Source organism: Kitasatospora sp. NPDC001683 (genome assembly GCF_053596495.1).
On record NZ_JBSFGK010000007.1, the window covers coordinates 150,510 to 162,105 of the forward strand.

7 protein-coding genes and 2 rRNA genes are annotated in these 11,596 nt (G+C 70.2%); 5 read left to right on the plus strand and 4 right to left on the minus strand.

What is annotated here, in order from left to right; genetic code table 11:
• Nucleotides 1–185: 185 nt before the first annotated feature.
• Both ACWCYO_RS06240 and ACWCYO_RS06245 read right to left on the minus strand, forming a co-directional pair.
• Entirely contained in the window at nucleotides 186–3,845 is a 3,660-nt protein-coding gene (locus tag ACWCYO_RS06240; protein ID WP_449783553.1) for a BTAD domain-containing putative transcriptional regulator, read from the minus strand.
• Nucleotides 3,839–4,597: an AfsR/SARP family transcriptional regulator gene (locus ACWCYO_RS06245; RefSeq protein ID WP_449783554.1), complete on the minus strand. Its 759-nt coding sequence runs from the start codon at nucleotides 4,595–4,597 to the stop codon at nucleotides 3,839–3,841. The genes ACWCYO_RS06240 and ACWCYO_RS06245 overlap by 7 nt, the downstream gene beginning before the upstream one ends.
• Nucleotides 4,598–4,981: 384 nt before the next feature.
• Between ACWCYO_RS06245 and ACWCYO_RS06250 the strand changes: the two genes are divergently transcribed.
• The 5 genes from ACWCYO_RS06250 to ACWCYO_RS06270 all read left to right on the plus strand — a co-directional run bounded on the left by ACWCYO_RS06250 (nucleotide 4,982) and on the right by ACWCYO_RS06270 (nucleotide 11,229).
• A complete protein-coding gene (locus ACWCYO_RS06250) occupies nucleotides 4,982–5,185 on the plus strand; it encodes a hypothetical protein (protein ID WP_270141337.1) in 204 nt (67 codons plus the stop codon).
• A 300-nt stretch (nucleotides 5,186–5,485) separates the two neighbouring features.
• Nucleotides 5,486–6,766 carry an extracellular solute-binding protein gene (locus ACWCYO_RS06255; protein WP_449783555.1) on the plus strand — a complete coding sequence of 427 codons (1,281 nt, stop codon included), beginning with the start codon at nucleotides 5,486–5,488 and terminating at the stop codon, nucleotides 6,764–6,766.
• 11 nt (nucleotides 6,767–6,777) lie between these two features.
• Nucleotides 6,778–7,680 carry a carbohydrate ABC transporter permease gene (locus ACWCYO_RS06260; protein ID WP_449783556.1) on the plus strand — a complete coding sequence of 301 codons (903 nt, stop codon included), beginning with the start codon at nucleotides 6,778–6,780 and terminating at the stop codon, nucleotides 7,678–7,680.
• A complete protein-coding gene (locus ACWCYO_RS06265; RefSeq protein WP_449783557.1) occupies nucleotides 7,677–8,513 on the plus strand; it encodes a carbohydrate ABC transporter permease in 837 nt (278 codons plus the stop codon). Before ACWCYO_RS06260 ends, ACWCYO_RS06265 begins: the two co-directional genes overlap by 4 nt.
• Before the next feature lie 55 nt (nucleotides 8,514–8,568).
• Nucleotides 8,569–11,229, plus strand: coding sequence for a TIM-barrel domain-containing protein (locus ACWCYO_RS06270; RefSeq protein ID WP_449783558.1), 2,661 nt, complete (start codon nucleotides 8,569–8,571; stop codon nucleotides 11,227–11,229).
• An 86-nt stretch (nucleotides 11,230–11,315) separates the two neighbouring features.
• On the opposite strand, the gene rrf is transcribed toward ACWCYO_RS06270, so the two are convergent.
• Both rrf and ACWCYO_RS06280 read right to left on the minus strand, forming a co-directional pair.
• A 5S ribosomal RNA gene (gene rrf / locus ACWCYO_RS06275) occupies nucleotides 11,316–11,432 on the minus strand.
• Nucleotides 11,433–11,503: 71 nt separating this feature from the next.
• Nucleotides 11,504–11,596: ribosomal RNA gene (locus ACWCYO_RS06280) — 23S ribosomal RNA — on the minus strand; the annotation flags it as partial.

Genomic DNA, 11,596 nt, shown 5'->3' on the forward strand with positions numbered 1-11,596 from the left:
GTTGGGGGTGTCAGGACTCAGGATGATCGTCGACCGACCGCCGTCCGGGCAACTCGGTTTTCACCGGCGCACGCCGGACCGCAGCGGCGCCCTTGAGGTGCGGCACGGCCTTCCAGACCAAGGGCGGCGACTACGTGGTGTTTCGAGGCCCGCTGACGGGGCCGCCGACCGGTCGGCGCCGGTTGCTAGGCACGCAGCATGCGGTCCCGCACCGTGGCGGCCTCCGGCACGCCGAGCCGGGCGAAGATCGCGTGCGCGTCCTGGAGCCGGGCCAGGCCCTGCGCCGACCGGTCCAGCCGCAGCAGGGCCTCGCCGAGGGCCGCGTTGGCGAGGCCCTGGCAGTAGGCGGCGTCCAGTTCCTGTCCGAGGGCGAGCGCCTCGGCGGCGGCCTCGGCGGCCTCCGGGGCCCGGCCCACGGCCACCAGGCCGGCTGCGAGGCGAGCGAGCGAGTAGCCCTCCCAAAGCTGGTTCTGTTGGGAGCGGTAGAGCGTCAGTGCCTCGCGCAGGCAGTCGACGGCTTCGCCCGGCACCCCGATCGTGTCCAGCACGACGCCGAGCTGGTAGAGCGCGTGGGCGAGAGCCACGGTGCTGCCCGTGGCCCGGGCCGCCTCGACCGCGGCTCGGGCCGACAGGATTCCTGCTGCGGGCTGCCCGGAGCGCACATAGGCCCTGGCCATGTTCGCCAGGATCCGGGTTTCGATCACGGCGGCTCCGGAGCTCCGACTGATCTCCAGCGCCTGGTGGTAGAGCGGCAGGACGTCGCCGGGCCGGTCGGTGGTGCTGAGCACGACGGCGAGTCGGAGGGACACGATCGCCCGCAGCCGCGTGCCGTTCTCCGGCCCCAGGTGATCGAGGCTCTGCCGGTAGGCCTCTTCGGCTTCCCGGTACTCCCCCGCCATTGCGTACAGGTCGCCCTGCAGGTAACGGATCCGAGCCAGCAGAGCGGGATCGCGCTCGTACTGTGCCGCGCGCACCAGGACGGCCCTCAGCTGCTGGGTCGGCTCCCAGGAGGCCCCCAGCAACTCGTGGAGCGCGACGACGAGTTCCACTGCCGGCAGCACCGGCCCGCTCCCGAAGAACGCGGCATCGACGGCACCGAGGATCAGGGGCCGCTCGGCGGTGAGCCAGTCCCGGACGCCTTGGCTGCCGCCCGCCAGTGCGAGGGAGGAGACGGGCGGGTCGTACAGCGGATCGGGCAGTTCCTCACCGAGTTCCAGCTCCCGTGCCGCCTCACGCACGGTGGCGAGCAGGAGGTCGAGCAGCCGGAGCAGCGCGGCCTTCTGTTCGTCGGCGTCGCCGGTGCGCTCGTTCTGCCGGTGCGCGTAGAGCCGGAGCAGGTCGTGGAAGCGGTACCGCCCGGGGGTGTGGCTGTCCAACAGGTTCGCCTCGACCAGGCTCTCGGCCAACGCCTCGGCGGGCTCCTCCGGCAGGTCCAGCAGTGCCGCGGCCGCGAACAGCGGCAGGTCGGACGAGTTGACCACGGAGAGCAGGCGGAAGGCGCGCGCTTCCTCAGGCGACAGCTGGCCGTAGCCCAATCCGACCGTGGTCTCCACCGCCAGGTTCCCGAGCTGCAGTTCGTCGAGTCGGCGCCGCTGGTCGGCCAGCCGCCGCGCCAGATCGGCGACGCTCCACCGCAGCCGGCTGGCGAGCCTGGCGGCGGCCACCCGCACGGCGAGCGGCAGCAATCCGCAGGCGACGACCACCGCGAGGGTGGCTTCCGGCTCGGCGGCGGCCCTGGCCTCGCCGACGATCGCGGTGAACAGCGCCACGGCCTCTTCGGGGGTCATCTCCTCGACGTACCAGACGGACGCACCGGGCAGTTGGGACAGCCGCGAGCGGCTGGTGACCAGGACCACGCTGCCGGAACCGCCGGGGATGAGCGGCGCGACCTGGCCGACGTCCCGGGCGTTGTCCAGCACGATGAGCATCCGCCGGTCGGCCAGCACCGAACGGTAGAGCGCGAGGCGCTGCTCGTACGAGTCCGGGGGCTCGTGCACGCCCAGTGCGTACAGGAAGTCACCCAGCACGACCGTCGGATCGGCCGGAGTCTCACCCGCGCCGCGCAGATCCGCGAACAACTGACCGTCCGGGAAGTCGGCCCGGGCGACGTGGGCGGCGTGCACGGCCAGCGTGGTCTTCCCCACCCCGCCGATCCCGCACAGCACGTGCACCGGCACCGCCGGTCCGGTCGGTCCTCCTCGCAGAGCCTCCGCCAGAGCGGCGAGCAGGGCATCGCGCCCGGTGAAGTCCGATACCGTGGAGGGAAGTTGCGCCGGGGGTGGCGGGGCCGCGGGCTCCGCCTGGCGGACTTCCGCGGCCGGCTGGAGGAGCGAAGGGTCGGCAGCGAGGATCCGGGCATGCACGGCGGCCAGCCCGGCTCCAGGCTCGACGCCGAGTTCCTCGATCAGCAGCCTGCGGGTGTCGGTGTAGACGCCGAGGGCCTCGGCCTGGCGCCCGGCCCGGTACAGGGCGACCATCAGCAACTCGCGCAGCCGCTCGCGCAGAGGGTGCTCGCTGGTCAGCTCGGTCAGCTCGGCGATGATCTCGACCCCGGCGCCCAAGGACAGTTGGGACTCGAAGCGCAGCTCCTGTCCGGCGACCCAGCTCTCCACCAGCCTCAGCCGCAGTGCGTCGATCCTGGGTCCGGGTATGCCCACGAACGGTCGACCGCCGCTCTCCCACAGGCCCAGCGCCGCCGTGGCCGCCCGGACGGCACGGGCGTGGTCCCCCGCTGCCTGGGCCGACCTGGCCTCGGCGAGTCCGTCCTCGAACACGTGCATGTCGACGGACCGCCTCGGCAGGCGCAGCACGTAGCCGTCGCTCGCACTGACGAGCCTGCTCGCGGGCGCACGCACCTCCCGTGCGGGTTCCAGCACAGACCTGAGCCGTGACACGTACGTGCGCAGCGCGGCTACGGCCTGCACCGGCGGGCGGTCCCCCCAGAGGCCCTCGACGAGTTCCTCGGTCGACACCCGCTGGCCGAGCTGTGCGGCCAGCATCGCGAGCACGGCCTGCTGCTGGGGCGAGCCGAGGGAGATCGGGGTGCTTCCCCGCCAGGCCTGTACCGGTCCCAGCAGCGAGATCCGGGGCTCCTCCCGGGCGGACGACATCGGGGCGGTCCGGACGGCCACCGCGGTCGGCTCGCCCGCAGCCGGGCCCGGCTGCTCCGCCGGGCGGCCGCCCTGCTGTTCCCGTCGCAGCCCCCAGGCCTGGGCGGCCCGACCGGACCGTTCCAGGGCCTCCTCCAACTGGGTGCGGAACTGTTCGTCCTCGGGGAACTCGGCCACCAGCGCGCGCAGTCCGGGGAGCACGGCCTCGGCCCGGCCGTCCCGCAGGTCGGCGTCGTTGCGCAGGACCAGTGTCTCCAGATGTAGTTCCTCCAGGCGGCGCCGTTCGGTCTCCAGCCGCCCGTGGGTCCGTACGCCGCCCAGGGCCGGGCCGCTCCAGCATTCCAGGGCCTGTTTGAGCAGGGCGGATGCCTGCCCCGGTCGTCCTTCGGCGAGGGCTTGGCGAGCCTCGGCGGTGAGCTTGTGGAACCGGGTGACGTCCACGTCCTTGGGGTCGATGTCGAGCGAGTAGCTCTCCAGTCGCGCGTGCCAGGAGACGGTCAACGGGGCTGCAGTCGTGCGCAGTCGGCTCACCACGGAGTGCAGTTGTGCCCGGGCGTTCATCGGGGCGTCATCGCCCCAGACGTCGAGGACGAGCTGTTCGACGCCGACTGGCTGCCCGGGCATGAGCAGCAGGGCGGCGAGCAGGGCCCGGCCGTTGGAACCTCCGGCCTTCACGGTCGTGCCGTCGACGGTCAGCGTCACGGGCCCGAGCAGACGGGCTTCGATCGTCACCATTCCTCCTCCAGCGCGTCGGAGAGGATCAGTTCGCGTTGCCGCAGCAGTTGTTCCGGCACCCGCGCGTACTGCCGCTCGCAGCGCGCCACTTCCTCGTTGAGGAGTGCGAGGGCGCGTTCGCGGCGGCCGGTCAGGAAGAGCGCGGTGGAGAGCAGTTCCACGATGACGTCGTTGCCCGGATGTTCGAGGTTGAGCTGCTGGAGGTCGAGGGCGGCGTCCGAGAACGCTCCGGTCCTCATCCGCAACCGGGCCGCCCTGGTCCGGACGTCCTGGCAGAGGTCGACCAGCCCCTGGCGGATCGCACGTACGTAGGGGGTGGGTTCCAGGTCCGCCAAGGGTTCACCGCGCCAATGGGACTGGGCCGCGACGCACATCCTCAGGGCCCCTTCTAGGTCACGCAAGCCCTCCAGTTCCCGCCCCCGGTCGGCCAGCCGCTGGAAGGCGAGGGCGTCGACCGCCTCGGCGTCGACGCGCAGGGCGTAGCTGGCCTGTTCGCGGGAGTGTCCCGGGTAACTGACCAGTTCTGCCGAGGGGGCGCCGGCCGGGGTGTGCTCCCTGAGCCGTCGACGCAGGTGGTGGACGTGGACCTGGATGGCGTCGATGGCGGTGGCGGGCGCGCCAGTCGGCCAGAGCCTGTCCCGGATCGCGGCGACCGGGACGGCCTGCGAGCGGGCGAGCAGCAACAGGGCCAGCACGGCCCGCCGTTGCGGCGGCCCGAGAGTGATCGGAGCGCCGCCCCGACGGGCGCTCACCGGTCCCAGCAAGAGGAACTGAAGGTCTGTCGCCACTCCGGCACATTAACAGAGCACTCAGTGGCCGTTAAGTGACTTGGCAGAGTTGCCGTTTCGCTCTTGTTTAGCCTTTGCCGGGATACTGGATCCAGACGCCGTGTGACTTGTCCAGTCCGACGTCCGTTGCAGGTGGGAGCCCTCGGGGGTGGTAGCCCGAGGGGTCTCGCCTTCTCGTGTTTCCCCCAACACTGTTGTGGCGACTCAGATGTGAGCTAGCGTCAGTCCTGTCGTACGACGACCTGACGGTTCACCCCTCCTACCAAGGGGTTCGCGGGCTCCGCCCCGTCCGCCGTGCGCTGTGGAACGAATCGGACTGGACACCTCACACCAAAGGAACCGAGCAGCATGCAAGTTCAGACGTCCGCTCTTCTCACCGCCGGGGTCGTCTCCCTGGCCTTCTTCGCCCTGGTGGGCGCCCTCGTGTGGATGCTGCGGGGTACGCGGCGCCCGGTGGCCGTGCTGGCCGTGGTCGTCACGCTCCTCGGGGCACTACCCACGATCCTGTACGTCTTCTCCGTGATCGCCGCTCCGGCGAGCAGCACCGGCTGACCCACCGCCCAGCCGGCACCACACGAAGGACCCGAACCGCGCGCGCCGTGCCGCTCCCTCCTGACGGAGCCTCCCGGCGTGGCGCGGTTCGGGCGTTTCCGCTTGAGCATTTCCGCTGAGCGTTTCTGCGCAGAGCGGCCTGCGGTGGGGTGAAGGCCGGGTGTTTGGTGCGCAAAACCGTGCTCACGATTGACATGAACCGCCCTTAGCACCAAGCTGCTCTTTCGAAACTGCTCAAAACCAGCGTTCTTCAAGCATCTTGGATCATCCGATCAAGCACGCACGAAGGCGGTAACTGCGGTGGACAAACGTGTGCTGGCCCTCGTCTCGGCGTGCGCCCTCGGTGCGCTCGCCCTCACCTCCTGCGGCAGCGGCGGCAGCGGTGCGGGCGGCGGGACCGACGCCGACGGCAAGGTGACCCTCAAGCTGGTCGCCGCCGACTACGGCGACAAGGAGTCCAACAGCTCGAAGGCCTACTGGAACAAGCTCGCCGCCGCCTTCACCGCGGCCAACCCGGACATCAGGGTCGACGTCCAGGTGGTGAACTGGAACGACATCGACAAGCAGGTCAAGACGATGATCCAGAGCGGCAACGTGCCGGACGTCCTGCAGACCGGCGGCTACGCCGACAAGGTCGCCGACGACCTGCTGTACAAGGCGGAGGACGTGCTGTCGCCCGGCACCCGGGCCGACCTGATCGACAGCTTCGCCCGGGCAGGCCAGGTCAAGGGCGTGCAGTACGGCATCCCGTTCGTCTCCTCCGCCCGAGCCCTGTTCTACAACAAGGCGCTGTTCCAGCAGGCGGGCATCGCCCAACCGCCCACCAGCTGGGAGGAGTTGCGCAAGGACGCCGAGCAGCTCAAGACCAAGGTGCCCGGCGTCACCCCGTACGCGCTGCCGCTCGGCCCGGAGGAGGCCCAGGGCGAGAGCATGATCTGGGAACTCGGCAACGACGGCGGCCCCACCGGCAAGGACGGCGCGTACACCCTGAACAGCCAGGCCGACATCGACACCTTCCGCTGGCTCAGGGCCAACCTGGTCGACCCGGGCCTCACCTACGCCAACCCGGCCACCACCGACCGCAAGACCGCGTTCGCCGACTTCGCGGCCGGCAAGGCCGCCATGCTCAACGGCCACCCCTCGCTGATCCAGATGGCCCAGGCCGGCAAGGTCGACTACGGCGTCGCACCGATACCCGGAAAGACCGGCCCGCTCGCCTCCACCCTCGGGGTCGCGGACTGGATGATGGCCTTCAAGAAGAACGGCCACCGCGACCAGATCAGGAAGTTCCTCGACTTCGCGTACACCAAGGACAACCAGCTCGCCTTCGACGAGACCTACAACCTGATGCCGGTCACCCAGAGCGCGCTGCACGAGCTGACCACCGACGGCAAGCACCAGGACCTGGAGCCGTTCTTCGCCCTGCTGCCGCACGCCGTCTTCTACCCGCTCGGCGACACCACCTGGGACGCGGTCTCGGCCGAGCTCAAGAAGTCCGTCGGCAGCGCCGTCTCGGGCGACCCGGCCAAGGTGCTGGGCGACCTGCAGAAGAAGGCCCAGGACGCCGTCGCGAACAAGTGACGGCCGACGCCATGGTGACCCCCGACTCCCCCGCCCGGAAGGGCCGACGGCCGGGCCGGCTCGGCCCGCTGCCGTGGATCGCCCCGGCCGTCCTGCTGATCCTCGCCGTCGTGCTGTGGCCGGTGTACGAGATGGTCCGCACCTCGTTCCTGCGGGTCAGCACCAGCGGCTTCGTCCGCGGCTCCGCCGGGCTGGACAAGTACAGCAAGCTCTTCGGCGAGGCCGACCTCGGCCACGTGCTGCTCGCCACGGTGGCCTGGACCGCCGCCGTGGTCGCCCTGACCATGCTGCTCTCGCTCGGCCTCGCCCAGCTGTTCAACCAGCGCTTCCCCGGCCGGCGCTACGCCCGCTGGGCCCTGATCGCCCCGTGGGCGGCCTCGGTCCTGATGACCTCGATCGGCTTCCGCTGGATGCTCGACCGGACGGCGGGCGTGCTCAACACCGCGCTCACCGACCTCGGCCTGGTCGAGGGCCCGCGGGACTGGCTCGGCGACCCGTCGACGGCCTGGCCCTGGATGGTGTTCGTCGCGGTCTTCGTCTCCCTGCCGTTCACCACCTACACCCTGCTGGCCGGCCTGCAGACCGTCCCCGGCGAGGTCTACGAGGCGGCCAGGGTGGACGGCGCCTCGCCCTGGCAGGCGTACCGCCGGATCACCCTGCCGCTGCTGCGCCCGGCCTTCCTGGTCGGCCTGGTGATCAACCTGATCAACGTCTTCAACTCCTTCCCGGTCATCTGGGGCATGACCCAGGGCGGCCCGAGCAGCGACACGGCGACCAGCACGGTGTTCATGTACCAGCTGAAGGACACCGACATCGGGGAGTCCGCGGCGATGTCGGTGGTCAACTTCGCCCTCGTGGTGCTGATGGTGCTGGCCTTCCTCAAGGTCAGCCGCTGGAACCAGGAGGAGAGTTGACGATACGTCGGGCGTCCCGTCGGAAGCCCCGCGCCCTGGCCCTCGCGGGGGCGGCCTGGCTGCTGGCCGCGGTCTTCCTGTTCCCGTACCTGGAGATGGTCGTCACCGCGCTGCGCCCGGCCGACGAGCTGCGCGACGCGACCTACCTGCCGAAACACTTCGCCTGGTCCAACTTCGTCGACGTCTGGCGCGACTCCACCCTCGGCGGCAACCTCCGGGTCACCCTGCTGGTCGCCGGCGGCTCCACCCTGCTGGCGCTGCTGGTCGCACTGCCCGCCGCGTACTACACCGCCCGGGTCCGCTACCGGGGCCGCCGGCTGTTCCTGCTGCTGGTCCTGGTCACCCAGATGTTCCAGCCGACCTCCCTGCTGGTGGGCCTCTACCGCGAGTTCTACCAGCTGGACCTGCTCAACTCGGTCTGGACGCTGATCCTCTGCAACGCCGCCTTCAACCTGGCCTTCGCCGTCTGGATCCTCACGGCCTACATCTCCTCGATCCCGGTGGAGCTGGAGGAGGCCGCGATGCTGGACGGCCTCGGCCGGCTCGGCGCGCTGCGCCGGGTGGTGCTGCCACTGGCCCTGCCGGGCGTGGTCACCGCGGTGATCTTCACCTTCATCTCCGCCTGGAACGAGTTCGTGATGGGCCTGACCCTGTCCACCGACCCGGGCAGCCAGCCACTCACCGTCGGCATCAACAGCTTCATCGGCAACTACACCGTCCAGTGGAACTACCTGTTCGCCGGCTCGGTCGTCGCGATCGTGCCGGTGGTGGTGCTGTTCGCCCTGATCGAGCGGCACGTGGTCTCCGGACTGACCGCCGGATCGGTCAAGTGACCGCACCCGTACGCAGGTTGAGCCACCCACCCCGCGAGTCGACAGGAGAACCCCCGTGCGCCTGCTCCGACCCCACCTCCGAAGGGCCGCCCTCGCGGCGGCCCTGACCAGCCTCGCCGCCGTGGCCGGCCCCGCCCTGCCCGCCCGCGCCGCGGCCCCCGGCTCGGCCGTCCTGGACGGCAGCCACCAGAGCACCAGCTGGCAGAGCCCCGCCTACGCCAAGGGCACCCTCGGCGGCCCCACCTCCTGCCCGACCGCCGCCCAGGACCCGGACAACGCGGTCTGCAGCCGCTTCGACCTGACGGTCAACGTCCCGGACGGCTACTGGAACGACAACCCGGAGGGCGGCGTCCCGATCTCCATCCAGTGGCAGAACCCCACCGACGACTTCGACCTCTACGTCTACGACGCCAACGGCAAGGAGGTCGCCGAGAGCGCCGGCACCGCCGACCCCGAGGCCACCGTGATCCCCAAGGCCTCCGGCACCTACCACGTCCTGGTCGTCCCGTACGACGTGCACGGCGGCTCCTTCACCGGCCGCGCCTACCTCCCGCAGACCACCGACGCCGGCGACCTCACCTCCTTCGCCGGCGGCCAGGGCAGCTACGACATCGCCGCGGGCACCCTCAAGGCCAAGGTCGACTTCCTCGCCGACGACCAACTGCGCCTGCGCGCCGCCCCGGACGGCGACATCAGCGACCCGGTGGGCAGCACCATCATCCGGCAACAACCCGAACCCCAGCGCGACACCTCCTCGTTCGACGCCGGCGACTACTACGGCATCCGCTCCGGCCACCTGGTGCTGCGGGTCTACAAGCACCCCCTGCGGTTCGGCCTCTACCAGGCCGACGACCGCACCGCCATCTGGCAGGAGGACGAGCCGCTACGGTGGTCCACCAGCGGCCTGCGGCAGAGCCTGGTCCGCGGCGCCGACGAGCAGTTCTTCGGCGGCGGCGAGCAGAACGGCAGCTTCTCGCACCGCGACCAGACCGTCCACGTCGCCAACAACACCAACTGGAACGAGGGCGGCTACAACAACTCCCAGCCGTTCTACGTCTCCAGCGCCGGCTACGGAGTCTTCCGCAACACCTTCGCCCCGGGCATCTACGACTTCGGCTCCCCGGTGCGCACCGGACAGCAGGAACGCCGCCTGGACGCCTACTACTTCACCGGCGACGTCAAGTCCGTCATCGGCGAGTACACCGCGCTGGTCGGCAAGCCCTTCATGCCGCCGGTCTACGGCCTCGAGCCCGGCGACTCCGACTGCTACCTGCACAACGCCAACCGCGGCGAACGCCACACCACGGACGCGCTCAAGATCGCCGACGGCTACGTGCGGAACCAGATGCCGCTCGGCTGGATGCTGGTCAACGACGGCTACGGCTGCGGCTACGAGAACCTCCCGCAGACCGGCGAAGGCCTGCGCAAGGACCACGCCCAGCTCGGCCTCTGGACCCAGAACGGCCTGCCCAACCAGGCCGAGGAGGTCAAGGCCGGGGTCCGGGTCCGCAAGCTCGACGTCGCCTGGGTCGGCAACGGCTACGGCTTCGCACTGAACGCCTGCGACCAGGCGAAGGCCGGCATCGAGGACAACAGCGACGCCCGCGGCTTCGTCTGGCTGCCGGTCTCCTGGGCCGGCGCCCAGCGCTGCGGCGTGCTGTGGAGCGGCGACCAGAGCCTGTCCTGGGACTACATCCGCTGGCAGATCCCCACCTACGCCGGCGCCACCATGTCCGGCATCGCCTACAACACCGGCGACGTCGGCTCGATCTTCCGCCGCGATCCCCAGATGTACACCCGCGACCTGCAGTGGAAGGCCTTCCTGCCGACCATCATGACCATGGACGGCTGGGCCAGGGACATGACCGGCAAGCAGCAGCGCGACCAGCAGCCCTGGCTGGACGGCGAGCCCTACACCTCGATCAACCGCAAGTACCTGCAGCTCAAGGAGCGGCTGCTGCCGTACATGTACACCCTGTCCGCCGAGGCCACCCGCACCGGCATCGGCGCGGTGCGCCCGCTCGCCCTCGAGTACCCGCACGACCCGGCGGCCCTCGGACCGAACGCCGAGTACGAGTTCCTCGCCGGGCCGGACTTCCTGGTCGCACCGGTCTACTCCGACACCTCGGTGCGCAACGGCATCTACCTGCCCGAGGGCACCTGGACGGACTACTGGACCGGACGCACCTACCAGGGCCCCACCACCATCAACGGCTACTCCGCCCCGCTCGACACCCTGCCACTGTTCGTCAAGGGCGGCGCGATCGTCCCGATGTGGCCCCAGGGCACGCTGTCCTGGCAGAACCGCGACCGCGGCGAACTCGACTACGACCTCTACCCGCAGGGCGACTCCTCCTACACCCTCTACGAGGACGACGGCGTCACCCGCCAGTACGCGGCCGGCTCCTCGGCGACCCAGCAGGTGGACGTCCACGCGAACCCGGCGGTCACCACCATCGAGGTGGGTGCCAGCGAGGGGAGTTACACCGGCAAGCCGGACGCCCGCTCCTACCGCTTCACCGTGCACGGCCAGTCCGCCCCGCGGATGGTCGTCACCCAGGGCGGCCCGCTGCCCCACCTGGACTCGGCCGCCGAGCTCGACTCCGCCGACTCCGGCTGGTACTTCGACCAGGCGACGGGCGTGACCCACGTCAAGACCGAGCGCGTCTCCACCGACGACGGCTTCTCCCTCCACCTGATCCACGGTGGCCGCTGACCGTTCCTGAACATGCTCCGCGGACAAGGCCCGGAAACGCGAAGAACCCCCATCCGGAATCCGGATGGGGGTTCTTCTGAAGAATTGTTCGGCGGCGTCCTACTCTCCCACAGGGTCCCCCCTGCAGTACCATCGGCGCTGTGAGGCTTAGCTTCCGGGTTCGGAATGTAACCGGGCGTTTCCCTCACGCTATGACCACCGAAACACTATGAAACTGTCGACCCGCCGACAAGGCAGTCGTTGTTTCAGAACAACACAGTGGACGCGAGCAACTGAGGACAAGCCCTCGGCCTATTAGTACCGGTCAACTCCACCCCTCACAGGGCTTCCATATCCGGCCTATCAACCCAGTCGTCTACTGGGAGCC

What these genes read in the sequence shown, in the direction of transcription:
- ACWCYO_RS06240 (WP_449783553.1), bottom strand. Translation starts at nt 3,845, where the DNA reads ATGGTGACGATCGAAGCCCGTCTGCTCGGGCCCGTGACGCTGACCGTC.
- ACWCYO_RS06250 (WP_270141337.1), top strand. Translation starts at nt 4,982, where the DNA reads ATGCAAGTTCAGACGTCCGCTCTTCTCACCGCCGGGGTCGTCTCCCTG.
- ACWCYO_RS06260 (WP_449783556.1), top strand. Translation starts at nt 6,778, where the DNA reads ATGGTGACCCCCGACTCCCCCGCCCGGAAGGGCCGACGGCCGGGCCGG.